At 72.2% G+C, this 24,389-nt stretch carries 24 protein-coding genes; 16 read left to right on the forward strand and 8 right to left on the reverse strand.

The window, feature by feature from the left end; genetic code table 11:
- The 11 genes from A6A08_RS26700 to A6A08_RS26750 form a co-directional block, all read left to right on the forward strand.
- Positions 1–329, forward strand: a 329-nt coding sequence (locus A6A08_RS26700) for a hypothetical protein (protein ID WP_199867057.1), incomplete at its 5' end; no start/stop codon positions are given.
- An 11-nt stretch (positions 330–340) separates the two neighbouring features.
- Positions 341–1,342, forward strand: coding sequence for an ABC transporter substrate-binding protein (locus tag A6A08_RS26705; protein WP_073705419.1), 1,002 nt, complete (start codon positions 341–343; stop codon positions 1,340–1,342).
- Positions 1,339–2,406 carry an iron chelate uptake ABC transporter family permease subunit gene (locus A6A08_RS26710; protein ID WP_083609304.1) on the forward strand — a complete coding sequence of 356 codons (1,068 nt, stop codon included), beginning with the start codon at positions 1,339–1,341 and terminating at the stop codon, positions 2,404–2,406. The genes A6A08_RS26705 and A6A08_RS26710 overlap by 4 nt, the downstream gene beginning before the upstream one ends.
- Positions 2,403–3,494, forward strand: coding sequence for an iron chelate uptake ABC transporter family permease subunit (locus tag A6A08_RS26715; protein ID WP_083609305.1), 1,092 nt, complete (start codon positions 2,403–2,405; stop codon positions 3,492–3,494). Before A6A08_RS26710 ends, A6A08_RS26715 begins: the two co-directional genes overlap by 4 nt.
- A 13-nt stretch (positions 3,495–3,507) precedes the next feature.
- Positions 3,508–4,299 (forward strand): ABC transporter ATP-binding protein, encoded by a 792-nt coding sequence (locus A6A08_RS26720; protein WP_073705420.1) that lies wholly within the window; start codon positions 3,508–3,510, stop codon positions 4,297–4,299.
- Positions 4,300–4,491: 192 nt separating this feature from the next.
- Entirely contained in the window at positions 4,492–5,442 is a 951-nt protein-coding gene (locus A6A08_RS26725) for a ring-cleaving dioxygenase (RefSeq protein WP_073705421.1), read from the forward strand.
- On the forward strand, positions 5,439–6,071 hold the full coding sequence (locus A6A08_RS26730; protein WP_073705422.1) for an alpha/beta hydrolase: 633 nt from the start codon (positions 5,439–5,441) through the stop codon (positions 6,069–6,071). Before A6A08_RS26725 ends, A6A08_RS26730 begins: the two co-directional genes overlap by 4 nt.
- Before the next feature lie 226 nt (positions 6,072–6,297).
- The gene (locus A6A08_RS26735) at positions 6,298–7,065 is read left to right on the forward strand and encodes a TSUP family transporter (protein WP_073705423.1); all 768 of its coding nucleotides are present in this window, start codon (positions 6,298–6,300) and stop codon (positions 7,063–7,065) included.
- 365 nt (positions 7,066–7,430) lie between these two features.
- Positions 7,431–8,465: an iron ABC transporter permease gene (locus A6A08_RS26740; protein ID WP_073705424.1), complete on the forward strand. Its 1,035-nt coding sequence runs from the start codon at positions 7,431–7,433 to the stop codon at positions 8,463–8,465.
- Positions 8,462–9,556, forward strand: a complete 1,095-nt coding sequence (locus tag A6A08_RS26745; RefSeq protein WP_073705425.1) for an iron chelate uptake ABC transporter family permease subunit — start codon at positions 8,462–8,464, stop codon at positions 9,554–9,556. The genes A6A08_RS26740 and A6A08_RS26745 overlap by 4 nt, the downstream gene beginning before the upstream one ends.
- A 19-nt stretch (positions 9,557–9,575) precedes the next feature.
- Positions 9,576–10,391 (forward strand): ABC transporter ATP-binding protein, encoded by an 816-nt coding sequence (locus A6A08_RS26750; protein WP_073705426.1) that lies wholly within the window; start codon positions 9,576–9,578, stop codon positions 10,389–10,391.
- A gap of 78 nt (positions 10,392–10,469) precedes the next feature.
- Here A6A08_RS26750 and A6A08_RS26755 read toward each other — a convergent pair whose 3' ends face one another.
- From A6A08_RS26755 to A6A08_RS26770, 4 genes are read right to left on the reverse strand one after another with little or no spacing between them, the layout of a single operon-like run.
- Positions 10,470–11,045: an ATP/GTP-binding protein gene (locus A6A08_RS26755; protein ID WP_073705454.1), complete on the reverse strand. Its 576-nt coding sequence runs from the start codon at positions 11,043–11,045 to the stop codon at positions 10,470–10,472.
- Between the two features lie 43 nt (positions 11,046–11,088).
- Positions 11,089–11,469 carry a DUF742 domain-containing protein gene (locus A6A08_RS26760; RefSeq protein ID WP_199867058.1) on the reverse strand — a complete coding sequence of 127 codons (381 nt, stop codon included), beginning with the start codon at positions 11,467–11,469 and terminating at the stop codon, positions 11,089–11,091.
- Positions 11,470–11,473: 4 nt separating this feature from the next.
- A complete protein-coding gene (locus tag A6A08_RS26765; RefSeq protein ID WP_073705456.1) occupies positions 11,474–11,944 on the reverse strand; it encodes a roadblock/LC7 domain-containing protein in 471 nt (156 codons plus the stop codon).
- Entirely contained in the window at positions 11,944–14,349 is a 2,406-nt protein-coding gene (locus A6A08_RS26770; RefSeq protein WP_073705427.1) for a nitrate- and nitrite sensing domain-containing protein, read from the reverse strand. Before A6A08_RS26770 ends, A6A08_RS26765 begins: the two co-directional genes overlap by 1 nt.
- 402 nt (positions 14,350–14,751) lie before the next feature.
- On the opposite strand from A6A08_RS26770, the gene A6A08_RS26775 reads away from it, so the two are divergent.
- Complete coding sequence (locus A6A08_RS26775) at positions 14,752–15,036, forward strand: 4a-hydroxytetrahydrobiopterin dehydratase (RefSeq protein ID WP_073705428.1); 285 nt, start codon at positions 14,752–14,754, stop codon at positions 15,034–15,036.
- A 90-nt stretch (positions 15,037–15,126) separates the two neighbouring features.
- On the opposite strand, the gene A6A08_RS26780 is transcribed toward A6A08_RS26775, so the two are convergent.
- A complete protein-coding gene (locus A6A08_RS26780) occupies positions 15,127–16,755 on the reverse strand; it encodes an AMP-binding protein (RefSeq protein WP_073705429.1) in 1,629 nt (542 codons plus the stop codon).
- 116 nt (positions 16,756–16,871) lie between these two features.
- On the opposite strand from A6A08_RS26780, the gene A6A08_RS26785 reads away from it, so the two are divergent.
- From A6A08_RS26785 to A6A08_RS26800, 4 genes are all read left to right on the forward strand, one after another.
- On the forward strand, positions 16,872–17,900 hold the full coding sequence (locus tag A6A08_RS26785; RefSeq protein ID WP_073705457.1) for an acyltransferase domain-containing protein: 1,029 nt from the start codon (positions 16,872–16,874) through the stop codon (positions 17,898–17,900).
- 1,238 nt (positions 17,901–19,138) lie between these two features.
- Positions 19,139–20,128: a tyrosine-type recombinase/integrase gene (locus tag A6A08_RS26790; protein ID WP_073705430.1), complete on the forward strand. Its 990-nt coding sequence runs from the start codon at positions 19,139–19,141 to the stop codon at positions 20,126–20,128.
- Positions 20,129–20,152: 24 nt separating this feature from the next.
- Complete coding sequence (locus tag A6A08_RS26795) at positions 20,153–20,968, forward strand: exodeoxyribonuclease III (protein WP_199867060.1); 816 nt, start codon at positions 20,153–20,155, stop codon at positions 20,966–20,968.
- 12 nt (positions 20,969–20,980) lie between these two features.
- Entirely contained in the window at positions 20,981–21,748 is a 768-nt protein-coding gene (locus tag A6A08_RS26800; RefSeq protein ID WP_073705432.1) for an alpha/beta fold hydrolase, read from the forward strand.
- Positions 21,749–21,807: 59 nt separating this feature from the next.
- Here A6A08_RS26800 and A6A08_RS26805 read toward each other — a convergent pair whose 3' ends face one another.
- The 3 genes from A6A08_RS26805 to A6A08_RS26815 form a co-directional block, all read right to left on the reverse strand.
- A complete protein-coding gene (locus tag A6A08_RS26805) occupies positions 21,808–22,545 on the reverse strand; it encodes a class I SAM-dependent methyltransferase (protein ID WP_073705433.1) in 738 nt (245 codons plus the stop codon).
- Positions 22,546–22,649: 104 nt separating this feature from the next.
- A complete protein-coding gene (locus A6A08_RS26810; protein WP_073705434.1) occupies positions 22,650–23,303 on the reverse strand; it encodes a response regulator transcription factor in 654 nt (217 codons plus the stop codon).
- Positions 23,300–24,389: sensor histidine kinase (locus tag A6A08_RS26815; RefSeq protein WP_073705435.1), on the reverse strand; the 1,090-nt coding region annotated here is incomplete at its 5' end. The genes A6A08_RS26815 and A6A08_RS26810, both read right to left, overlap by 4 nt.

Raw genomic sequence — 24,389 nt, forward strand, 5'->3', positions numbered from 1 at the left:
ACCTGTGCCCGGGCACCCACTCCGGGGTCCTCGCCGACCTGGTGCCGCGCTCGTGCGGCCAGCCGCGCGTGGCCCTGGCCGAGGGGCTCCTGCTCCTGCTCGGATCCGCCGAGGCCGGGCCGCACACACTCCCGGAGCACGTCGGGGCGGGCGCGGCGGCCCATGCCGCCTGGCTGGCGGCCACCCTGCGCCGGTGCCCGGTGCGGCCGGTGGGCTGCTGGACGGACACCGTCCTGGCCGTGCCGGGGGGCAGGTTCCGCGTCCTGCACGCGCTCGCCCTGGGGCCCCCGCCCGGCACTCCACTGGACATACCGAAACGATTGCGATAATCATTTCCATCATGAATTTCCGACGCTCCCTCGCCGTGCCCGCCACGGCATGCGCCCTCACCCTCGCCGCCTGCTCCGCCCCCGCCCCCGCCCCCGAGGACGCCGACGGCGGCGGGGAACCGGTCCGGGCCGCCGCCCTGACCGCCGAACCCGTCCAGGCCTCGCTGAGCGTCACCGACCCGCGCGGCACCGCCGTCGAGCTCGACGCGGTACCCGAGCGCGTCGTCTGCCTCGTCGCCCTGTGCGACGACATCCTGGTCGAACTCGGCCTGGAGCCGACCGCCACCACCAGCCCCGACCTGCTCGCCCACCCCGCCTACCTGGGAGCGGACCACGGCGTTCCCGTCATCCCCGGCGGGTTCGGTGGCGAGGACGTGGAGGAGATCCTGCGCCAGGAGCCCGACCTGGTCATCGGCCTGGCCGGAAGCCACGAGGGTCTGGTCCCCGCCCTGTCGGAGACCACCACCGTCTGGCTCACCGACGCGCGCAGCTGGCAGGACTCCGTCGGCTACCTGCGGGCCGTGGCCGCCCTGGTCGACCGGAGCGAGGAGCAGGCGGCCGCGGAACAGGCCTTCTACGACACCCTGTCCCAGGCCCAGGCCACCGCCGCCGAGACCGGCCAGGACGAGCTCACCCCGATCGTCCTCTACGGCAGCGACGGAAGCTTCCAGGTCGACTCCCGGGGCTCCATCGTCGGCGGCCTGCTCGACGAGATCTTCGACTACCACTGGCAGGACCGCGCCACGGGCGGCCACCAGGCGGGCGGCTCCGACTACTCCATGGAGGAGATCCTGGCCGGAGACCCCGACGTGATCTTCCTGGAGTCCTTCATCTTCTCGCCCGAGGACGCCACCCTCACCGAGCAGTTCGCCGACGACCCTGTCTGGAACCGGATCACCGCCGTGCGCAACGGCGGCGTCCACGAGGTCGACCTCGCCCCCTGGGCCACCGGACGCGGCACCCGCGCCCTGTCCGTCGTCATCGGCGACGCCATGGAACTCACCCGCCCATGAGCCCGGGAACATCCACCACCCGGTGCCCGCCCCGCCTCCGGGGGCGGGTGCCCGCGCCGCACACCGCGCCGCCGACCTGGGCGGGCGCCCTGCTGCTCGGGGCGGCCTTGGCCGCGGTCGGCCTGGCCGCACTGTGCCTGGGCCGCCCCGTCATCGCCCCCGCCCACCTGCCCGCCGCCCTGACCGGTGACACCCTGGAATCGGTGGTCCTGACGCAGATCCGGCTCCCGCGCCTGCTGCTGGGCCTGCTGGCCGGGGCCGCCCTCGGGGCCGCCGGGCTCCTGCTCCAGGAGGCCCTGCGCAACCCCCTGGCCGTCCCCGAACTCCTGGGAGTCTCGGCCGGGGCGGCGGCCGTGGTCGCCACCATCACCGTCTTCTCCCTGCCCCTGGCCGCGCCGCTGCTGCCCGCGGCGGCCCTGGCCGGGGGAGTGGCGGGCGGCTCGGTGTGCCTGCTGGCCGCCCGGCGCGCCCGCGCGGCCGACTCCATGCTGCTCACCGGCGCCGCCGTCTCCACCGCCCTGACCGGGGTGGTCTACGCCGTCACCAGCATGGCCGACCAGTTCCGGCTCGGCCTGGTGCTGCGCTACCTGATGGGCTCGCTGGTGGGCGCCGACTGGGACGACGTCGCCCTGGTGGCGCCGTGGCTGGGCCTGGCCGCGCCGGCGGTCGTGCTGTGCCTGCCCCTGCTCGGGGTGCTGGCCCTGGGCGACGACGGCGCATCGGCCCTGGGTATGCGCCCGCGCACCGCCCGCGCCGTGGTCCTGGCGGTGGCCGCGGCCCTGGTGGCGGTGGTGGTCGCCGCCTGCGGACCGGTCGCCTGGGTCGGGTTCCTGGCCCCCATGCTCGCGCGCCGCCTGGCCCCGCTCGCCCCACCGGCCTCACGGATGGCCTGCGCGGTCCTGCTGGGCGCCACCGTCACGGTCGCCGCCGACCTGGCCTCCCGCACCCTGGTGCACCCGATCGAGCTGCCGCTGGGCGCCTTCACCGGAACCGTGGGCGTGGTCGGCGGCCTGGTGCTGCTGCGCGGACGTGCCGGGGAACAGGCACGGGGAGGCGGCCGGTGAGCGCCCCCACCACCCCGGCCGCCCACGCCCCCACGGCGGGTGCGGACACCGTCACGCCACCGCCCCGGGGCCATCGGCGCCGGTTCGCGGCGCTCACCGCCCTGCTGCTGGCCGCGGCGCTGCTGGCCGCGCTGGGCCAGCTGCTCACCGGGCGCGGCCTGGCACCGGACCAGCTGTGGGCGGCGGCCACCCTGGAGGGCACCGACCCGGTCGGGGAACGCATCCTGTGGGGGCTGCGCCTGCCCCGCGCCGGGATCGCCCTGCTGGCCGGAGCCGCCCTGGGCGTGTCCGGGCTGCTGCTGCAGACCACCCTGCGCAACCCCCTGGCCTCACCAGAGCTCACCGGGGTCGGTGGCGGAGCGGTCCTGGGCGTCCTGGTGGCCCTGCGCCTGGGCCTGGCCTCGGGGCAGGCCCACACCACCGTCGTGGCCGCCATGCTCGGCGGCCTGGCCGGGGGAGCGCTGCTGTGGCTGCTGGCCGGGCGCCGCCGCGCCGACCCGGTGTGGCTCACCGTCAACGGCGTCATCGTGGGCGTGGCCCTGTCCGGGGCCAACGCCATCCTGCTCGTCCTGAGCCAGGCCGAGGCCGCGGGGGCGATGCGCTGGCTCACCGGCTCCCTGACGGGCATGACCACCTCCCACCTGGCGCTCCTGGCCCCCTGGGCGCTCGCCGGTATCGCCTTGGCCTGGCTCTGCTCCCCGGTCCTGGAGATCCTCCACGGCGGAGACGAACACGCCTCGGCCCTGGGCCTGGCACCCGCGCCGGCCCGGCTGGCCGCCCTGGGGTGCGCGGTCCTGCTGGCCTCGGCCGCGGTCGCCGTGGTCGGCGTGCTGGGGTTCGTCGGACTCATCGCCCCCCTGATCGCCACCGCCCTGGTCGGCCGGCGTCCCCGCCAACTGGTGGTGCTGTGCGCCCTGGTCGGCGCCGGGGTGGTCGCGGGCGCCGACGCCCTGGCCCAGGCGGTCACCACCCTGGTCCCGGCCACCGCCCACACCCAGCGGCTGGGCCTGCCCGCCGGTTCGGTCACCGCCGTGGGCGGGGCCGTCCTGCTGGTGTGGGCGCTGCGCCGCCACACCCCCACCGCCTGACAAGGAGTCCTGTGTGAACACCGGCACCGTCTACCGGGTCGAGGGGGTCTCGTTCGGCTACGGGGCCGCCGAGGCCCCCGTGCTCGGCGGCATCGACCTGCACGTGCCCGTCGGGCAGACCCTGGCCCTGGTCGGCCGCAACGGCTGCGGCAAGTCCACCCTGCTCCGGCTCCTGGCGGGCACGCTGCGTCCGGGCCGGGGGCGTGTGCTGCTGGAGGGGCGGGACCTGGCCGGGATGTCGCGCAGGGAGGTCGCCCGGCGGGTGGCGGTCCTGCACCAGTCCCTGCCCCCCGTGCACGGGATGACGGTGCGCCGCCTGGTCCGCCAGGGCCGCTTCGCCCACCGGGGAGTCCTGGGCATGCTCAACGAGGCCGAGGACGGGGCCACCCGTTCGGCCATGGAACGCGCCGGGGTGGCGGCCCTGGCCGACCGCTCCCTGGAGACCCTCTCGGGTGGGGAACGCCAGCGGGTGCGCCTGGCCCTGGCCCTGGCCCAGCAGAGCCCCGTGCTGCTGCTGGACGAGCCCACCACCTATCTGGACGTGCGCCACCAACTGGAGGTCCTGGAACTGGTGGCCGCCTTCGGTGAGGAGCTGACCGTGGTCATGGTGCTGCACGACCTGGACCACGCGGCCCGCTACGCCGACCGGATCGTGGCGCTGCGCCGGGGCCGGATCGCCGCGCAGGGCACCCCGCGGGAGGTGGTCACCGAGCCGGTGCTGCGTGAGGTGTTCGGGGTGCGGGCGCGGGTGCTCTCGGACGAGCGCTTCGGCACCCCCTACTGCAGGCTGGACGCACCCGTGTGAGGGACGGGGCCCGCGCCGCCGTCCCGCACCGGGTCGGCGGCGCGGCGGCCCGGAAGGCGCGACACGGGCGGTCCTGCTTGTTCCACGGCGCGCGCCGGGCAAGGGTGGGAGGAGACAACACGGACGGAATAGTTTAAAAATAAACTACATTGGTCGACAGGTACACCGGCGACCTCGACGGAGGGTGAGAACATGGACGTGCGCCCCGCGGGAATCCACCATGTGACCGCGATCGCCAGCGATCCCCAGGCCAACGCCGACTTCTACCTCAACGCGTTGGGGATGCGCATGGTCAAGCGCACGGTCAACTTCGACGCGCCCGAGACCTACCACCTCTACTACGGCGACCGGGCGGGCAACCCCGGCACCATCATGACCTTCTTCCCCTGGCCCGACGCGCCCCCGGGGCGTATCGGCGCGGGACAGGCCACCACCACGACCTTCTCCGTCCCCGAGGGCTCCCTGGGCTGGTGGGCCGAGCACCTGTCCGCCCTGGGCGTGGAGGCCACCCGCCCCACCGAGCGCGGGGAGGAGGACGTGCTCGCCCTGCGCGACCCCGACGGGCTGGTCATCGAGCTCGCCGCCAGCGCCGACCACCACGACACCGACCCCTGGGACGGAGGAGCGGTGCCCACCGAGCACGCCATCCGCGGCATCCGCGCCGTCACCCTGACCGAACACGAGGTGGAGGGCACCGTGGAGATGCTGGGCGACCAGCTCGGCTTCCGCCTGGTCGATGAGGAGGGCGACCGACTGCGCTTCCACACCAACGCCTCCGGGCAGGGGGTGGGCACCATCGTCGACGTCCTGGCCCGGCCCCGGGAGCAGCGCGGACTGGTCGCGGCCGGGACCGTCCACCACGTCGCCTACCGGGCCCCCGACGGACCCGTCCAGGAGGCCTGGCGCCAGAGGCTGGAGGAGGACGGCGTGGGCGTCACCGAGATCCGCGACCGCTGCTACTTCACCTCCATCTACTTCCGCGAACCCGGCGGGGTCCTGCTGGAGATCGCCACCGACGGGCCCGGCTTCGACTACGACGAGCCGCTGCTGGAGCTGGGGCGCTCCCTCAGGCTCCCGCCGTGGCTGGAGCCCGACCGCGAACAGATCGCCGCCCGCCTGCCCGCCGTGGAGGTCGACCAGTGACCACCACCGACGACTTCGTCCACGTCTTCACCCCGGCCGCCGAGCCGGACGCGCCCACCCTGCTGCTGCTCCACGGCACCGGCGCCGACGAGAACGACCTGCTGCCCCTGGGTCGGGCCCTGGCGCCCGGCGCGGCCCTGCTCTCGCCGCGCGGCAAGGTGGACGAGAACGGCATGAACCGCTGGTTCCGCCGTCTGCGCGAGGGGGTCTTCGACGTCGAGGACCTCATCACGCGTACCGCCGAACTCGCCGGCTTCGTCACCGCCGCCACCCGCGCCTACGACCTGGACCCGGGGCGGATCGTGGTCAGCGGCTTCTCCAACGGCGCCAACACCGGCGCGGCCCTGCTGCTGCTCCATCCCCGCCTGCTGTGCGGTGCGGCCCTGTTCGCGGCCGGGGCGCCGCTGCAGGGGCGCGAGCCCGACCCGGTGGACCTGTCCGGGACCCGGGTCTTCCTGGGTTCGGGGGTGAGCGATCCCGTCACCACCATCGACCAGGCGCGCCTGCTGGCCTCCCAACTGGAGGACAGGGGAGCGCGGGTGGAGGAGCACGAGCACCCGGGGGGACACCAGGTGGCCCCCGAGACGCTGGACCAGGCACGGGCCTGGTTCGAGCGCTCCCGGTTCTGACCGGGTCCGCAGACGGCGGCGGCGTCCCCTGATCCCGGACGTCGCCGCTTCCCTTCCCACCATTACGAATCTACTTAGTACAGGTGATGCTTCCTTCTGTTCATCACAAAGGGACTCTGACGAAGAGGAAACCACCGAACGAGCGATAAGCTCATCCGGACAACACCCCCCGTCCCCGCCACGAAAAGAACCCATGACCACCTCTTCCCTCAGGCGCGTGCGGTAGATGGACCCCGAGATCCTCGGGCTGCTCCTGCTGGTCGGCGTCGCCGCGGGCTGGGTCGACGCCGTCGTCGGCGGAGGCGGCCTCCTGCTGCTGCCCGCCCTGCTGGTCGCCGCACCCACCACGCCCCTGGCCACCCTGCTGGGCACCAACAAGCTCGGCGCCGTCTTCGGCACCACCTCCGCCGCCATCGCCTACGCCCGCAAGGTCAGGATCGACCGGCGCCTGGTCGTGCCCACCGCGGCCCTGGCCCTGCTGGGCTCGGGCCTGGGCGCCGCCATGGCCGCGGCGCTCACCGCCGACGTCCTCAAGCCCGTCATCATGGTCGTGCTGGCCGGGGTGGCCCTCATGGTCTACTTCCGCCCCGCGATGGGCGCCGCGACCGACCCGAGCCTGCGCACCCGCAACCGCGTCCTGGCCGCCGTCGCCCTGGCCGGGCTCGGCGTGAGCTTCTACGACGGCCTCATCGGCCCCGGCACCGGCGTCTTCCTCATCGTCGCCTTCACCGCCGTCATCGGCATGGACTTCGTCTCGGCCTCGGCCTCGGCCAAGATCGTCAACGTGTGCACGAACCTCGGCGCGCTCACCGTCTTCGCCCTGGGCGGCCACATCGACTGGCTGCTGGGCCTGGGCCTGGCCATCTGCACCATCATCGGCGCCCAGATCGGCGCCCGCATGGCCCTGCGGCGCGGATCGGGCTTCGTCCGCACCGTCCTGCTCGTGGTCGTCCTGGCCCTGCTGGCGCGCATGGGCTGGGACATCTTCGCCTGAGGGCCGGGGGAGGGGAACCACCGGCCCGCCCGGGGCCCACCGGCGGGGTCCGGCGCGTCGGCCGGGGAGGACGGGAGCACCGAAGGATCCACGAACGCGCCCGGCCGTGCGGCTGCGGCACCACCCGCGGTCCCTGGGGCCCCGAACGCGGTGCGGGCGGCTCCGGTGGGGGAGTGCGACCGGTGTGACCAGGGCACGCGTGGAACACGACGAAACAGGGAAAAAGGAACCCTTCTGTGCGAACAGGGCGTAGGTAAGGCTAGCCTGTCCTAGTTGGCACACGGTCTCTCACCGGTGCCGCCAGAGGGCTGCCCCCACCCGGGGCCAGCCCGCACACCGCCCACGCAACGACGAACGGGGAAGCCGTGGCCCTGCGCGCGCCCACCCTCACGCGCCCCACACCCACCCGGCGCATCATCCGCCCCATCGGGCTTCTCGCAGCCCTGGGCGTCCTCGCCATGTGCACCCTGCTCAGCGTCACCGTCGGTACCAAACCCATCCCCGTCGCCGACGTCTGGGCCGCCCTGACCGCCTACGACGGCTCCTACGACCACGACGTCATCCGCAGCCTGCGCGTGCCCCGTACCGTCATCGGCGTCTTCGTCGGCGCCGCCCTGGGCCTGGCCGGAGCCCTCATGCAGGCTCTGACCCGCAACCCGCTGGCCGAACCCGGCATCCTCGGCGTCAACTCCGGCGCCGCCGCGGCCGTGGTCCTCACCACCCTGGCCCTCGGCTCCACCGGCACCGCCCACGTCTGGCCGGCCTTCGTCGGCGCGGCCCTGGCCGCCGTCGCCGTCTACGCCCTGGGCTCACGCGGGCGCGCCAGCGCCACTCCCGTCCGCCTGGCCCTGGCCGGAACCGCCGTGACCGTCGTCCTCCAGGGCCTGATCCACGGCGTCTTCGTCCTCAACGAGTTCGTCTTCGACCGCATCCGCTTCTGGCAGGTCGGCTCCCTGACCGGCCGCGACCTCGACGTCTTCTGGCAGGTCGCCCCCTTCCTGGTCGCGGGCGTCGTCCTCACCCTGTGCCTGGGGCCCTCCCTCAACGCCGTCGCCCTGGGCGACGACCTGGCCGCCACCCTGGGCGCCAACATCCCCCTCGTCCGCACCGTCACCGCCGTGGCGGTCATCCTGCTGTGCGGCGCCGCCACCGCGGCCGCCGGACCCATCTGGTTCGTCGGCCTGGTCATCCCGCACGCCGCACGCCTGATCACCGGCCCCGACCAGCGCTGGCTGCTGCCCTACTCCGCGGTCCTGGGCGCCGTCCTGCTCACCGCGGCCGACGTCCTGGGCCGCGTCGTCCTGCCCGACTCCGAACTGGAGGTCGGCATCATCACCGCCCTCGTCGGGGCGCCCCTGTTCATCGCCCTGGTCCGCAGCAGAAGGATGGCCCAGCTTTGAGTGACACCCTGGCCCCACCGCGCCGCCCCGGGACCAGGGGCCGCAGCACGCCCCGCGGGTCCTTCGCCCTGCGCCTGTTCGGCGAACGCCTGTCCCTGCTGGTACGTCCGCGCACCCTCGCGGTCTGCCTCGCCCTGGCCCTCCTGAGCGCCCTGGTGCTGGTGGTGTCGGTCTCCGTGGGCGACTACGAGATCCCCCTGGAGGCCGTCCCCGGCGCCATCTTCGGCCACGGGGAGCGCCTCGACGTGTTCTTCGTCCAGGGGGTGCGCCTGCCCCGCGCCCTGACCGCGATCGGCGTGGGGGCCGCCCTGGGCATCGCCGGAGCCGTCTTCCAGAGCCTGTCGCGCAACGCCCTGGGCAGCCCCGACATCATCGGTTTCACCTCGGGTGCCGCCACGGGGGCCGTCACCGCGATCCTGGTCCTCGGTGCCGGGCGCCTGGCCGTCTCCCTGGGCGCCATCGCCGGAGGGCTGCTCACCGCCGCCGTGGTCTACCTGCTGGCCATGAAGAACGGTGTCCAGGGCTACCGCCTGGTCCTGGTCGGTATCGGCGTGTCCGCCATGCTCGGTTCGGTGCGCGACTACCTCCTGACCCGTGCCGAGCTCACCGACGCACTGGGCGCCCAGATCTGGATGATCGGCAGCCTCAACGGACGCGGCTGGGGCGAGGTCGCCGCCGTGTGGGTCTGCCTGGCCCTGCTGGGCCCGGTCCTGCTCGCCCAGGGGAAGCGGCTGCGCTTCATGGAGCTGGGGGAGGAGACCGCACGCGGGCTGGGGGTGTCCACCCAGGCCACCCAGCTCACCGCGCTGGCCGCGGCCAGCGCCCTGACCGGCGCCGCCATCGCGGTGGCGGGCCCCATCGGCTTCGTCGCCCTGGCCGCGCCCCAGCTGGCCCGGCGCCTGGCGCGCACCGGGGGCACCACCCTGGTCGGCTCCGCCCTGATGGGGGCGGCCCTGCTCGTGGTCGCCGACCTGGTCGCCCTGCGCGCCCTGGCCCCCGTCCAGCTGCCCGCCGGCGTGGTCACCGCCGTCATCGGCGGCAGTTACCTGATCTGGCTGCTGTACACCGAATGGCGCGGCGGACGTGCCTGAGCGAGACCGAGGAAGAACCATGACCACTCCAGCCGACGCCGCCTCCCGCCTCCACGGGAAGGACCTCACCCTGGCCTACGAGCAGCGCGTCATCTCCCAGGACCTGGCCGTCACCGTCCCGGACAACTCCTTCACGGTGATCGTGGGGCCCAACGCCTGCGGCAAGTCCACCCTGCTGCGGGCGCTCTCACGCACCCTCAGGCCCGCGCGGGGCAGCGTGCACCTGGACGGGCAGGTCATCAGCTCCTATCCCGCCAAGGAGGTCGCCCGCCGCCTGGGCCTGCTCCCGCAGAGCTCCATCGCCCCCGACGGCATCGGCGTGGCCGACCTGGTGGCCCGCGGCCGCTTCCCCCACCAGGGGTTCCTGCGCCAGTGGTCCAAGCAGGACGAGGCCGTGGTCGCCGAGGCCATGGAGGCCACCGGGGTCTTCGACCTGGCCGATCGCTCGGTGGACGAGCTCTCCGGCGGCCAGCGCCAGCGCGTGTGGCTGGCCATGGTCCTGGCCCAGCAGACGCCCCTGCTGCTGCTGGACGAGCCCACCACCTACCTCGACATCGCCCACCAGATGGACATGCTCGACCTGTGCGCCGATCTGCACGCCGAGCGCGGCCACACCCTGGTGGCGGTCCTGCACGACCTCAACCACGCCTGCCGCTACGCCACCCACCTCATCGTGATGAAGGAGGGCGCCATCGTCGCCGAGGGCGATCCGGCCACCGTCGTCACCGCCGAACTGGTGGAGGAGGTCTTCGGCCTGCCGGTGCGGGTCATCGACGACCCCGAGACCCACACCCCGATGATCGTGCCCGTGGACCGCCGCCGCGGCGTGCGCTGAGCGCACCCGGCCCCGGCACGCGGGTGGGCCCGGCGCACTCCCGCCGAACCCACCCGCCTCGCGTTCGCCCCCTCGCGCTCAGGCGCCCGACAGCTCCAGCCGCAGCACCAGCGCCACCAGCTCCGTCAGCACCTCCTTGACCGACTCCCGGTCCCGTGCGTCGCACAGCAGCAGCGGTACCCGCTCCTCCACGTCCAGGGCCACACGCACGTCGTCGGCCCGGTGCGTGCGCTGCCCGTCGAAGCAGTTCACCGCCACCACGAAAGGCACCCGGCGCGACTCGAAGAAGTCGATCGCGTCGAAGGAGTCCGCCAGGCGGCGGGTGTCGGCCAGGACCACCGCGCCCAGCGCCCCCTCGGTCAGCTCCTCCCACATGAACGAGAACCGCCGCTGGCCCGGTGTGCCGAACAGGTACACCACCGTCGACCCGTCCAGCGTGATCCGTCCGAAGTCCAGCGCCACCGTCGTGGTGGCCTTGCCCTCCACACCGTCCAGGTCGTCCACACCCACGCTCTCGGAGGTCATCAGCTCCTCGGTGTGCAGCGACTCCACCTCGCTCACCGCTGAGACCAGGGTGGTCTTACCCGCCCCGAAACCTCCCGCGACCACGATCTTCAAGGTGTCGGGAACCGGTCCCGCGCCCTCGGCGCCCATCACGACCAACGCCCCATCCACTCCACGTCACACCACTTCCACCTCACAGCTGCCGGATCCGCTCCAGCACCGAACGCAGCGTCCCGGCGTCCGGGCGCCGCCGTTCCCAGTCCGAGGTATGCACCATCACGTACCCCTGGTCCAACAGGTCGGCCAGCAGGATCCGCACCACGCCCAACGGGAAACCCGACCGCGAGGCCACCTCGGCCACCGAGACCGGCCGCGCGCACAGCGACAGGATCAACTCCACCTCCGGGTCCATCTGCTCTTGCGACACCGACGGGACCGCCACGACCTGCGACGTCATCGATAAGTCCGAGCGCGAGGGGCGTGTACGCCCGCCCGTCAGCGAGTAGGGCCGGATCAGGCTCGACTCGAAGGACCACTCCTGCCCGGGGTCCCGCCCGGGCGGTACCGCCTCCACGGGCTCACCCCCCTCCGCCCCTGCCACCGCGTCGGGGCAGCGCCGACAGGTGCGGCCCCACCTGGCGTACCAGGCGGTTCACCTCGAAGGCGGCCTGGCCCATGTCGCACGTGGACTCGGTCACCAGGGCGAGCGAGGCGCCCCGTCCGGCCGCCAGCACGAAGAAGAACACATTGTCCATCTCCACCACCGTCTGGCGCACCTCGGAGGCTCCCAGCTGTCCGCGGGCCCCGCGGGCCAGGCTGGCGAACCCCGAGGCGATCGCCGCCAGGCGTTCACCGCGTTCGTGGTCCAGGTCGGGCGAGGCCGACAGCAGCAGCCCGTCCGCCGACAGCAGCAGCGCGTGCTGTGCCCCCGCCACCCGCTCCACCAGATCGCCCAGCAGCCAGTCCAGCGTCCTGGCCGGGGACCGCTCCTGCACGGCACCAGCGTCGCTGGTGCGGCCCTGCGCCGCGGCGTCCGCCGTCATCGACATCACCCTTTCGAGCTCTCATGGGGGTGCGCGTCGCGCCCCCCGTCCTCGTTCCACTCCCCGGACCCGGCGCGTGCGCGCAGTGTCCCGGCCTGGAAAGCACTCATCATCGACCGGATCTCCGACAGCGGCCGCTGGTCGTCCTCCGCTCCCCTCCGCGCCGGCGGGGCGGGGGGAGCCGGTGGGGCGGGGGCCGCGCTCTTGCGCCGCCGCCGGGGCAGGCCCTTGTAGGTCTCCTGTGAGGTCTCCCGTGGCTCCTCGGCGGCCTGTAGCCGTGTGGTGGCGCCCCGGGCGCCGTCGGCCCCTCCGCCGGAGAGGGGGGCCTCGGCCGACGCGGGAGCCGTTGCCCGGGAGGGTTCGGGGGAGTGGGGAGGCGGTGGGGAGCCCGGTGCGGACTCCTCAACCCGGGGGGTGGCGGGGAGGGTGTCCACCCCGCCCGTGGAGGCGCCCGCGATGTCCAGCCGCCGGTGCGGTCCCGTGGCCTCCACGGCCTGCGTGCGCCGGGGCTCGGGGACCAGTGCCTGCTCGGGCACGACCACGACCGCGCGCGTGCCCCGGGACTCCGAGGCCCGCAGCGTCACCTCGAACCCGTGCCGTGCCGCGATGGTGGCCACCACGAACAGTCCCAGCTGGGAGTCCTCGCGTATCGTGGCCAGGTCGAAGCGCGGCGGGTCCGCCAGCAGCACGTTGGCCGCCTCCAGCTGGGCCTGGGCCATCCCCAGACCCTGGTCCTCCACCTCCAGCGCGTAGCCGCCGTCCTCGGCGGCCCGGCCCCGCACCGTGACCTCCGTGCCCGGTGGGGAGAAGGAGGTGGCGTTCTCCAGCAGTTCGGCCAGCAGCCGTACCGTGTCCGAGCCCACCTCGCCGCGCAGCGCCACCTGCGGCAGCGCCAGCATCCGCACCCGCGCGTAGTCCTCGATCTCGCTCGCCGCCGCCCGGACCGCCTCGTGCAGCCGCACCGGTGCCAGTCCCCGCCGTACCGGGGCGTCCCCGCTCAGCAGCATCAGGTTCTCGGCGTTGCGCCGCAGCTGGGTGCTGAAGTGGTCGATGCGAAAGAGCGCCTCCAGGACCTTGGGGTCGGTCTCGCCGCGTTCGAGGGTGTCCAGCAGCCCCAGCTGCCGGTGGACCAGGGCCTGGGTGCGCCGGGCGATGTTGCGGAACATGTTGCGTACGCCGGCGCGTACCTGCGCCTCCTCCACGGCGGCCGCCACCGCAGCGCGCTGGGCGTCGTTGAAGGCCTCGGCCACCTGCCCGATCTCGTCGCTGCGCTCCACGCGCAGCCGGGGCACCTCGGCGTCCACGTCCACGCTGCCGCCCGCGCGCAGCCGCGCGGTCACCTCCGGCAGGCGCACCCGCGCGTGTTCCAGGGTGGCCGTGCGCAGCTCCTGCAGCCGCCGTCCCAGGCGCTGGGTGCCGCCCACCGCGATCGCGGAGGAGGCCAGTGCCGCGACCAGGGCGGGCACGCTCATCAGCAGGACGCTGTTGCGCAGTTCCGTGGACTGGGTGTGGCTGAAGGCGGTGACGTGGTCGATCTGGCCCTGTTCGACGCCGCGCATGCGTGCGTCCACGGCCTCGGCGGCGCCCTGCCAGGCGGTGGCGTTGACCGGGATGGTGTCGGTGCCCCGGATGGGCATGGCGATGATGCTCTCCTGGAGCTGGTAGATGCGCTGCAGGGCGGAGTAGGACTCCAGCATCACGTACTCCTCGCCGTCCTCCTGACTCAGCTCGGCGCCGACACGGTCCCAGGTGTAGTGCTGGGCTCCGGCGGCCGCGGCGAACTGGGCGTGGGCCCGCGAGGAGAAGGTGTTGGTGGCCACCGCGTGGGCCAGGACGGTGTCCTGTTGGTTGAGGAGTTCGCGGGTGCGCATCAGCGAGGTCAGGGAGCGCAGGTGGGGGACCTGTGCGGGGTCGGCGCGTTCGACCTGGGCGTCCCACACGCGCAGTCCCCGCTCGATGATCTCGGTGTAGACGGTGGCGGTGTTCTGCAGGGTGAGGCCGGAGGGGAAGGTGACGTCCACCCGGGCGCGGTGCGCGTCGAGCCGGCTGAGCGACCTCTGGAAGTCCGTGGTCTGTTCGGGCAGGTCGTCGCTGTCGAACCCCTCGAGGCTCTGCCTGAGAGCCTCCACGGCCTCGTCGGTCTCGCGGCGGGCGCGGCTCAGGGCGATGGCGGTGCTTCTGGAGCCGCGGGCGGAGTCCATGGTGGTGCGGCGTTCGCGTTGCAGGGCGCCGATGGCCTCGACGACGGGGGTGCCGACCTGTTCGGTGAGGGCGGCGGTGGTGCGCAGTTCGCGGATGTCGTTGACCAGCAGGGCGGTGAAGGCGGACCACAGGACGAGCAGCACGGTGCTGGGGATGAGGACCAGCGTGATCATGCGGGCGCGAAGCGACCGGCGCTTCTGGTGGGGCATGGGCTCGCTTCCGGGGGGAGAGGCGGGCGTTGATCGGGGGTGCGTCCGCCGGGCGGGGGAGGGCCGGAGTTCCCCAGAGTGAACCGTCCTGCGGGGGATTTCGCAAGCCTCGGGGGTGTGGTGGAGCCGATGTGGGAGGGGTTTGCGCAGGTCAGGGGGCGGGCCTCAGCTTGGTAACACGAACCTACTAAGGATCTACGTAGTAAAGGTGAGTGTTTTTCAGAACAAAAAGCTATGAGAAATAAAGGAGCGGCTCCGCCGCACCGACAACCCCAGATCCGGCCCGAGCGTGATCGGACACCTCACGGGGGGTAGGTAGCTCCGGAAACGCCCGCTGCAGACCACACGAGCGGTCACGGTCGCCGGAGCGGCCGTGACCGGCCACGGGGGAGAGGAGCCACCATGAAGCTCACCGAGGACCAGGTCCGCGACGGTCTCGCCCGGCTCACCGACTGGGAGCTGGATCCCGACGTACCCGCCATCCATCGCACCGTCCGCCTGCCCGACTTCGCCGCCGCCATCGCCCTGGTCAACGAGATCGCCCAGGCCGCGGAGCAGGCCGACCACCACCCCGACATCGACATCAGGTACAACACCCTGCACCTGGCCCTGAGCACCCACTCCGAGGGCGCCGTGACCGACAAGGACATGGCCCTGGCCGCCCGCGTGGACGAACTCGTCCCCTGACCACCCGGGGCCCGCCCGACCGACCGGGGCGCCGCAGCACCGCCGGCGAGCAGGGAGCGGCGAGCTCGGGGGAGCGGGGCGCTCCCGGGCTCACCGCAGGCGGGCCCGCCGCATCTTGCCCGAGGCCGTCCTGGGCAGCTCGTCCACGAAGTCCACCACCCGCGGGGCCGCGTGCTCGGCGATCCGGGCGCGTACCCACTCCTTGAGCTCCTCGGCCAGCTCCGGGGTCGCCTCCCGGCCCGGGGCCAGGACCACGCGTGCGCCGATGACCTGCCCGGCGAGCTCGTCGGGGATCGAGTAGACCCCGCACTCCTCCACCGCCGGGTGGGCGTTGAGCGCCGACTCCACCTCGGTGGGGCCGATCCGGTAGCCGTAGGTCAGGATCGCGCCGTCGTCGCGGGTGGAGAAGAACAGGGAGCCCTCGCGGTCCCGGATCCCGGTGTCCCCGGTCAGGTAGTAGGCGTGGTCGGGGGTGAAGCGCACCTGTGAGGCGCCCTCGTGGCCGACGTAGCCGTCGAACCACGCCAGCGGGCTGTGCTCCAGGTCCACCGCGATGCGCCCGTAGGTGCCGGGGGGAGCGGGGTCGTCGGAGATGGCCTCCAGGACCTCGACCCGCCAGCCGGGCAGCGCGGGGCCGATCGCTCCGGGCGGCGGGGAGGTGTCCTGGCCGGTGTCACCGTTGGGGATGCCCACGCACCAGCCCAGTTCGGTCTGGCCGTAGTGATCGTGTACCGGTACGCCGAAGATGTCGGTGGCCCAGTCGATGACGTCGGGGGCCAGGGGTTCACCGGCGCTGGCCAGGCGCTGGACCATCACCTCGGGGGGCAGTGTCTTGGTGGCGGCGCGCAGGGTGCGGTAGGTGGTGGGGTCGGCGGCCAGGTTGGTGACGCCGTGGATGCCCAGGACGTCGAGGGTGAGTTCGGGGTCGAAGAACCCGGCGCGCAGGGCCAGGGAGCCGTGTCCGGCGAGCAGGGGCGAGATGAGGCCGTGGTAGAGGCCGTAGGCGGAGCCGGGGTCGGCGGTGTTCCAGTACACGTCGTCGTCGTCCACGCCCAGGCCGTAGTGGTGGTAGGCGTGCATGGCGGCCAGGGCGCGTACGGGTACGCGTACGCCGCGGGGTGGGCCGATGACGCTGGAGACGTAGACGATGGCGAGGAGGCCGTCGCCGCCGACCGCGGTGTCGGTCACGGGCGGGAGGGTGGCGCCGTGTTCGGTGAGGCCGGTCAGGGTGTGGTCGCCCTCGCGCAGGGGGTGGGTGCCGGTGGTGACGATGTGCGGGGTGGGGGAGGGGGTGGTGTGGGGGCCTGGGTCGAGTTTGGTGCGGTATTCGGCGTCGCACACGATCAGGCGGGCGTGGGAGTCGGTGAGGCGTTCGGTGATGGCGGAGGGGGCGAGGGAGGACAGCAGGGGGACCAGGACGGCTCCCAGGCGCCAGGCGGCCAGGGCGGTGACGGTGAGGTCGGTGCCCTTGGGGATGAGGGTGGCGACGCGGTCGCCGGTGGTGATGCCCAGGTCGGCGAGTCCGGCGGCGAGGGCGCGGGAGCGTTCGGTGAGTTCGCCGAAGGTGAGGGTGGTGGCGGCCAGGGTGGGGCCGATCTCGGTGGTGGCGGTGGTGTGGGGGGTGTGGCGGTCGCAGAGGAGGTGGGCCACCGATGTGGTGGGGGTGTCGTAGGTGGCGAGCCAGTCGCGGACGTGGTGCGCCGGGTCGGGCACGGGCATCGGTGGTGGTCCTCGTTTTCGGTCGGTGGGGTGGTGTTGGCGGTATGTCAACACTATGCCCACCTGTGAGGCCTGCCTCACTGGCGTGTGTGGTGGAGGTTGGCCATGATGTGGGGATGGATAGCGTCGCTGTGGTGGAACGGTTCGGTCTGGGCGCGGATGTGCGTGCGTGGCTGGAGGAGGCGGAGCGTTTGCCGGAGCCGGTGAGGGCTCTGGAGGTTCCGGTGGGGGCCGAGGCGGCTCGGGTGTTGGATCTGTTCGCGTTGGATGCGGTGGACCGGGCCGAGGTGGAGGCGCTGTGGCCGGGTTCGGGTGCGCCGTGGGGGGAGTGGCCGCCGGAGTTGTGGCATCTGGTGGGGTGCATGTACCGGCGGTTGTGCGCGGACGCGGAATTGCCGGTGGGGGAGTGGCGGGACTGGCCGGCGTTGGTGGAGGCGGAGGATCCGCGGGTGCGGGTGGCGTCGTTGTGGGCGTTCGCGGCGCGGGTGCCGGCGCAGTTCGAGGCGCATGGTGCGTTGGGTGTGGAGCGGTCGGTGACGGCGGCGACGTTGGCTGACGTGGGTGTGCAGGTGGCGCGGTCGCGTCGGATGTTCGGCCGGTTGGGCCTGGAGACGGCGGCGTGGGTGGCGGCGCAGTTCCGTGGGCGTTTGTACTGGTTGGGTGGTCTGCAGTTCGAGCCCGGCCTGTTGGTGGACCAGGGCGGTGTGGAGTGGTACTCGGAGGAGGAGGCCGCGGGGTTGGGTCCGGGGATGGGCCGGGGGGAGATGGCTCTGCGGTTGCACATTCCCACGGGCGGGTTGGATCCGGTGTCGGTGGAGGGGGCGCTGGGGCGGGCTCGGGGGTTCGCCCGGGAGCACCTGGGGTTTGATCCGGTGGTGGCCACGTGTACGTCGTGGTTGTTGGATCCGCAGTGGAGCGGGGTGTTGGGGGAGGAGTCCAACATCGTGCGGTTCCAGCGCCGGTTCACGTTGGTGGGTGAGGGGCGGCCGGGGGAGTCGGATGTGTTCCGGTTCGTGTTCGGGATGCCGGGGGTGGATGTGGGTGCGGCGCCGCGGCGGACGCGGTTGGAGCGTGCGGTGGTGGAGCGGTTGGAGTCGGGGGGTTCGTGGCGGGTGCGTACGGGGTGGTTGCGGTTGCCGGTGTAGGTCCTGGGGTGGCTCGTCGTTGGTGTCGGTCTGGTCGGTGGCGGGTGTGGCGGAGGTGTGGAGGGTGGCTTCGCTGAGGGTTGTGGGGCCGGGCCGGGAGTGGAGCGTGTCGATGCCGTTGGTGGTGGGTTCGGTATGCGGTCGGTGGCGTGCCGGGCTGCCTGTCTTCTGAGGAGTTGTGTGGAGGAAGGCTGGTGGGGGTGGGGCCCTGACAGCTCTACTTGACATAATGTGCATTATCGGCGTTGTGGGGTGGGGGTCGGGGAAGGGGTGGTGAGGGCTCTGGGGCCGCGGGTGGTGCGTTGGTCGGGTCGGGTGTTGCCGGGGCGCTGTGGTGTGGTTCGTGCTCAGCTCTGACGTGTGTGTGCTTCTGGGTCTGAGTGGTCGCCTGCGGTGTCTCGTGCGCCGGTGGTGTGGTTGGTGCTGGGTCGTGTTCGCGTTCGTCTCGCGTGGTCGACCGGGCTGCCTGGGTCCGTGGTTCGGGCTCGCCGCCTTGGGTGTGTCATCTCCGGAGCGCGGGCGTCGGATGTCGGTTCGGTGGTGTGGCTGTTCGCGGGCGGCGCGCTCTGCCGGGTGCGCTGGTGGTGCCGCTGTACGGGGCGCCTGGGGCGCCTGTGTGTGGGTTCGGCCTTCCCTTCTTCGTCCCGGGTGTGGTCGGGGGTCCCCGTGGTGGGCGGGTGTTCGCTGGTGAGGGGTGTGTGTCGGCGGCGCCCCTCGGGGTTTTCCGTGCCCTGAGGGATGCCGGTTCCCTCCATGTTTCATGCATAAACCGTGTTATGCATGAATTTGTAGGTTTCTGTGTCCGTATGCGTGGTTTCAGGCGACGGTGTCCCAGCTCCGTGTGCGCTCACTCCCCGGCCGCCGCGGCGCCGCCCTGGTCCGGTGCGGGCTCCTGCGGGCACGATCCTCCGGCGGGGCGCACTCCCGCACTCCTGTTCGGGTGCGCTCTGGCGTGCCCCTGTGCTCCACGCGCCCACTCCCCTCCCCCGCCCGCCGTCCGGAGCCGCCGGTGCATCACCCGACATTTCCAATCGATGATTCAGGGTGTGAGGGCTCGGGTGTGGGCCACCCCTGTCCCGGCGGCGCCGGGACAGGGCCGAGGGCGCCCGTTCCCCCGTGTGCCTCTCCCCCGCTTCCCATGCCTGGTGTCCCGTTCCGTCGCTCCCTGTGGTCGGCAGGGGGTGTGCATCGGGGCGGTGGGCGGTGGAAGTGCCCACGGGATCGGGGATGCTGTGGGTATGAGTGGTCAGACGGGTCCTGTGGTCGAGGCTGTTGAGCAGTATCTGGTGGCGCGTCGGGCGGCCAAGCCCTCCCCCCACACGGTGGCCGCCTACCGGCGTGATCTGCACGGGGTGCTGGGGTGTGCGGCCCAGGTGTTGGGGGTGGGGCCCGAGCGGGTGGTGTGGGCGGATCTGGAGGCGTCGGTGCTGCGTGCGGCGTTCGCGGAGTTCGCCGCCGAGCGTGCGGCGTCGAGTGTGCTGCGTGCGTGGTCGACGTGGAACGGGTTCTTCGCGTTCTGGGTGTCGGAGCAGGTGGTGGCGGGCAATCCGATGTCGGCGGTGCCGCGGCCCCGGGTGCGTCCTTCGGGGCCCAAGCCGTTGATGGGTGAGGACACGCCTGAGCGGTTGTTGGAGGCGTTGGCGCGGGGGGCGCGCAAGGCGCGTGATCCGTGGCCGGAGCGGGATCTGGCGGTGTTGGCTCTGGCGTTGCTGACGGGGATGCGGTCGGCGGAGATGCTGGCGTTGCGGGTGGAGTCGGTGGGTGGGCGTGCGGGTGAGCGGCGTATCCGTGTGGTGGGTAAGGGCGGGGGTGAGCGGGTTCTGCCGATCGAGGTGCCGCTGGAGGCGTTGTTGGAGGCCTATCTGGTTTCGCGGCGTGAGCGGTTCGGGGCGGTGCGGGGTTCGGATCCGTTGTTGGTGGACAACCGGGGGCAGGGGTTGCGGCGGGGTGGGCTGCAGTACCTGGTCAAGCAGTGTTATCGGCATGCGGGGGTGCATGACCGGGTGGCGCGGGGGACGTTGGTGCATGCGTTGCGGCACACCTTCGCGACGCGGTTGGCGGAGGACGGGGCGTCGGTCACCGAGATCATGCATCTGCTGGGGCATGCGTCGGTGGCGTCCTCGCAGGCCTATATCGAGGTGACGGCTCGGGCGCAGCGGGAGGCGGCGTCGTCCAACCGTACCTATGGGGTGTTGCGGCGGTTGGTGGCTGAGGGCGGGGGTGGGTGAGGTGTGGTTAGGCTTTGCCCTGTGATGACGAGTGCTGTGACGGTGTCGAGTGTCAATGTGAACGGTCTGCGGGCCGCGGCGAAGAAGGACCCGGGGTTCGTGGGGTGGTTGGCCTCGACTGAGGCTGATGTGGTGTGTTTGCAGGAGACGCGTGCTGAGGCTGATCAGTTGCCTGTTGGGGTGATTGCGCCTGAGGGGTGGCATGTGGTGTTGGCGCCGGCGTCGGCGCGGGGGCGTGCGGGTGTGGCGGTGTACTCGCGTGAGGAGCCCGAGGATGTGCGGGTGGGGTTCGGTGATGCCGAGTTCGAGGGGTCGGGCCGGTATGTGGAGGTGGATCTGGGCGGGTTGACGGTGGGGAGTCTGTATCTGCCTTCGGGTGAGGTGGGTACGGAGCGCCAGTTGGAGAAGGAGCGCTTCATGGAGGCGTTCTTGCCCTACCTGGTCAAGCGTCGTCGTGAGGTGCAGGAGCGGGGGCGTGAGTTGGTGGTGTGCGGGGACTGGAACATCGCGCACGCCGAGGTGGATCTGAAGAACTGGCGGAACAACCGGAGGAACGCGGGGTTCTTGCCGCAGGAGCGGGAGTGGTTGTCCCGGGTCTTCGACGAGGCCGGGTATGTGGATGTGGTGCGGTCGTTGTATCCGGAGCAGGAGGGGCCTTATACGTGGTGGTCCTATCGGGGGCGTGCCTTTGACAATGACGCGGGGTGGCGGATCGATCTGCAGGTGGCCACGCCGGGGTTGGCTGCGCGTGCGGTGTCGGCGCGGGTGGAGCGTGCGGTGGAGCACGGGTCGCGTTGGTCTGATCATGCTCCGGTGACGGTGCGCTACGGGGCGCGGTAGGAGGAGGCGTTCATGGGTGTGCCGGTTGTTCTGGTGCATGGGTTGCGGTTGTCGGGGAGTATGTGGCGTCCGCAGGTGGAGTTGTTGGAGGCGCAGGGGTACACGGTGGTGGCTCCTGATCTTCCGGGGCACGGGTCGCGGCGGGGTGAGGAGTTCTCGCTGGGGGGTGCTGTGGATGCGGTGTTGGGTGCGATCGATGGTGTGGGTGGTCGTGCGCTGCTGGTGGGGTTGAGCCTGGGCGGGTTCGTGTCGATCGCTGCGGCGGGGGCGGCTCCGGACCGGGTGGCGGGTTTGGTGGCGGCCGGGTGTACGGCCAAGCCGGCGCAGTTGTTGGCGCAGTTGTACCGGATTCCGGCGGTGTTGATGGATCGGTTGCCGGACAAGGGGGCGACGATCAATGAGCGTTTTCACCGGTTGACGTTGCGTGATGGTGCGGCGGAGGCGGTGTTGGACGGTGGTTTGGCTGTGGAGGCGGCCACCGCGGTGATCGACGCGGTCTCGGAGATGGATGTGTTGTCGGCGTTGGCGGCGTATCCGGGGCCGGTGTGGTTGATCAACGGGTCGCGGGACCACTTCCGTATTCATGAGAAGAGGTTCTTCGACACGTGTGCGGATGGGCGGTTGGTGAATGTTCCGCGTGCGGGTCACATGGTGAGTTTGGATCAGCCGGTGAATTTTTCGCGGATTGTGGCTGATGCGTCTGATGTGGTGGCTGGGCGTGAGCGTGCCCGGTTGCGGGAGTTGCGGGGTCCTCGTGGGGCGGAGGCCGAGGAGGGCTGAGGCCGGGGGTGTCCTGTGAGGGGCGGGGGCTGTGGTGGCCTTCGCCCTCTTTTTGTGTGTCAGGTGGGTTGGGAGGTGGCCAGGTGGTGGGTGGTGTGGGAGCGGCGTGGGTGTGGGGGCAGGCGGAAGTAGATGGTGGGGTTGTGGCGGGCGGGGTGGATGGGGGTGTCCAGGCCGAGTTCGGTTTTGAGGTCGCACAGGGCGCGGTGGGTGTGGGGGGAACGGGCGGCGGAGGCGGTGAAGAAGCTGGTGGTGTGGTTGGTCAGCCAGGTCAGGACCAGGGCGCCTTCGGTGTAGGGCGGGGTGTGGGCGTGGTGGAAGACGCCGTGGACGCTGGTGGGGGTGTGTGGGGGCAGGGTGGACAGCAGGTGGTTCAGGTACCAGCGGGTGAACCAGTTGCCTTGGGCGGGGTGGAGGGAGAGGTGGTCGGTGTGCGGGGGCAGGTGGTGGGTGCGTGGGTCTCCTTGGGTGTGGGTCCACCTGTGGTGGGCCAGGTGGGCGGGGACGTGGTGGGTGGCGTGGTCGTGGGTGTCGAAGGAGTGCAGGTGTCCGGTGCCGTTGTCGTTGAGGGCGTGCAGGATCCATGTGGTGGTGGTGCCGTGGCCGGTGCCGATCTGGACGGTGTGGGCGGGGGTGTGGGCGCGTAGGAGCAGGTAGGTGATCTCGGCTTCGATGTCGTGGGGGTGGGGGCCGGGGGTGGTGGTGTGGTGGTGGCGCATGTGTTCGCGTACGCGGGCGAGGTCGTCGCGGTGGGTGCGGTAGAGGTGCTGGATGTGGGTGAGGTCGATGGTGGGCATGGTGGTCCTGGGGTGAGGTGGCGTACACGGTGTGAGTGCTGAACGTAGCAGTGTTGTTGCTGTGTGTTCATCTGATGGTGGGTGTGTCGCCGTCTCGGGGGCGGTCAGGGGTGGGTGTTGGGGCGGATGAGGCCGGAGTCGTAGGCGGCGATGACGGCTTGGGTGCGGTCGCGGGCGCCGAGTTTGGCCAGGATGTGGGAGACGTGGGTTTTGACGGTTTCCACGCCCAGGAACAGGCGTTGGGCGATCTCGGCGTTGGTGAGTCCTTGGGCGATGAGGGTCAGGGTCTGGGATTCGCGTTCGGTGAGGGTGGCGACGGCCCGGGCGGCGGGGGTGGGCGCGGCGGGCTGGGTGGCGGCCAGGTGGCGTAGTGCGGTGGGAAAGAGCAGGGTGTCTCCTCGGTGGGCGATGCGGATGGCGGCCAGGATCTCCTCGGGCGGTGTGCGTTTGAGGAGGAAGGCGGTGGCGCCGGCGCGCAGGGCGCCCCAGACGTAGTCGTCGTTGTCGAAGGTGGTCAGGACGATGACGCGGGGCGGGTGGGGGCGGGTGTTGAGGGTGCGGGTGGCCTGGATGCCGTCCAGGCGGGGCATGCGCACGTCCATCAGGACCAGGTCGGGGCGGGTGCGTTGGACCAGGTCGGGTACGTCGGCTCCGTCCGCGGCCTGGCCGGTGACCTGCATGTCGTTCTCGGCGTTGATCAGTGCGGCCAGTCCCGCGCGGATGAGGGCTTCGTCGTCGACGAGGTTGATGCGGATCACGGTTGTTCTTTCCAGGTCAGGTGCAGGGTGAGTTGCCAGGTGGTGCCGTGGGGGCGGGAGGTGAGGGTGCCGCCGAGCAGGTGGGCGCGTTCTCGCATACCGGTGATGCCGCGTCCTTGGCGGGTGCGGTGGGGCGCGGGTGTGCGGGTGTGCGGTGGCAGGGGGTTGGTGACGGTCAGGGTGAGGGTGGCGGGGGTGATGTCCAGGTGCAGGGTGGGGGGTTGGCCGGGGGCGTGGCGTAGGGCGTTGGTGAGGGCTTCTTGGCTGATGCGGTAGGTCTCGCGGGAGAGCAGGGCGGGCACGTGGGCGGTGTCGCCGGTGATGTGGCAGGTCAGGTGGGTGCCGGTGTGTTGGGTGGCTTGGGCCAGGTGGGGCAGGTGGGTCAGGTCTGGGGGTGTGGTGCGGGGGGTGTGGGTGTCGCGTCGCAGGATGCCCAGGGCGTGGTCGAGGTCGGCGGTGGCGGTGCGGGCCTGGTCGGCGATGTGTGTCAGGGCCTGGCGGGCGAAGTCGGGGTCGGTGTCCAGGAGGCGGGCGGCGGTGGCGGCTTGGAGGGTGACCACGGACAGGGCGTGGCCCAGGGAGTCGTGGAGTTCGCGGGCCAGGCGGTTGTGTTCGGCGAGGGTGTGGGCGTGGGCCTGGGCGGCGGCCAGGCGTTCGGCGGGTGAGGGTCCCAGGAGGCGGGGTGCGGTGCGGGCGAGGATGTGGCCGGTCAGGGCGACGGTGTAGAGCAGGGCGGTGAGCAGGGCCAGGCCCAGGAGGGGGCCCAGGAGGCGTTGGGTGGGGGTGAGGGGGCTCTGGCCGGTGAAGGTGAGGGGGCCTTGGGCGATGGTGGGGGTGGTGGGGGTCAGGGGTGCGATGGCCAGGAGGGCGGCTTCGGTCAGGGCGGTCATGGTGACCAGGCATACGGCCATGCCCAGGAGCAGGTGTAGGCACAGCCATGCGCTGGTGCGGGCGGTGGGGCGCCAGGCGGTGGTGGGTTGGGGTGTGCGGGTGAGGGGGCCGCGGAGCAGGGCGCGGGCCAGGTGGAGTTGGGCGTTGCGGGTGCCGGGCAGGTAGGCGGTGGCGGCGACGGCGGCCAGGGCCGCG

The organism is Nocardiopsis sp. TSRI0078, from assembly GCF_001905145.1.
GTDB lineage: Bacteria > Actinomycetota > Actinomycetes > Streptosporangiales > Streptosporangiaceae > Nocardiopsis.

Excerpts from the sequence above, each read along its gene's own strand:
- A6A08_RS26705 (WP_073705419.1), top strand. The coding sequence starts at position 341 with ATGAATTTCCGACGCTCCCTCGCCGTGCCCGCCACGGCATGCGCCCTC.
- A6A08_RS26710 (WP_083609304.1), top strand. The coding sequence starts at position 1,339 with ATGAGCCCGGGAACATCCACCACCCGGTGCCCGCCCCGCCTCCGGGGG.
- A6A08_RS26725 (WP_073705421.1), top strand. The coding sequence starts at position 4,492 with ATGGACGTGCGCCCCGCGGGAATCCACCATGTGACCGCGATCGCCAGC.
- A6A08_RS26735 (WP_073705423.1), top strand. The coding sequence starts at position 6,298 with ATGGACCCCGAGATCCTCGGGCTGCTCCTGCTGGTCGGCGTCGCCGCG.
- A6A08_RS26750 (WP_073705426.1), top strand. The coding sequence starts at position 9,576 with ATGACCACTCCAGCCGACGCCGCCTCCCGCCTCCACGGGAAGGACCTC.
- A6A08_RS26755 (WP_073705454.1), bottom strand. The coding sequence starts at position 11,045 with ATGGGCGCCGAGGGCGCGGGACCGGTTCCCGACACCTTGAAGATCGTG.
- A6A08_RS26765 (WP_073705456.1), bottom strand. The coding sequence starts at position 11,944 with ATGTCGATGACGGCGGACGCCGCGGCGCAGGGCCGCACCAGCGACGCT.
- A6A08_RS26770 (WP_073705427.1), bottom strand. The coding sequence starts at position 14,349 with ATGCCCCACCAGAAGCGCCGGTCGCTTCGCGCCCGCATGATCACGCTG.
- A6A08_RS26775 (WP_073705428.1), top strand. The coding sequence starts at position 14,752 with ATGAAGCTCACCGAGGACCAGGTCCGCGACGGTCTCGCCCGGCTCACC.
- A6A08_RS26780 (WP_073705429.1), bottom strand. The coding sequence starts at position 16,755 with ATGCCCGTGCCCGACCCGGCGCACCACGTCCGCGACTGGCTCGCCACC.
- A6A08_RS26785 (WP_073705457.1), top strand. The coding sequence starts at position 16,872 with ATGGATAGCGTCGCTGTGGTGGAACGGTTCGGTCTGGGCGCGGATGTG.
- A6A08_RS26790 (WP_073705430.1), top strand. The coding sequence starts at position 19,139 with ATGAGTGGTCAGACGGGTCCTGTGGTCGAGGCTGTTGAGCAGTATCTG.
- A6A08_RS26795 (WP_199867060.1), top strand. The coding sequence starts at position 20,153 with ATGACGAGTGCTGTGACGGTGTCGAGTGTCAATGTGAACGGTCTGCGG.
- A6A08_RS26800 (WP_073705432.1), top strand. The coding sequence starts at position 20,981 with ATGGGTGTGCCGGTTGTTCTGGTGCATGGGTTGCGGTTGTCGGGGAGT.
- A6A08_RS26805 (WP_073705433.1), bottom strand. The coding sequence starts at position 22,545 with ATGCCCACCATCGACCTCACCCACATCCAGCACCTCTACCGCACCCAC.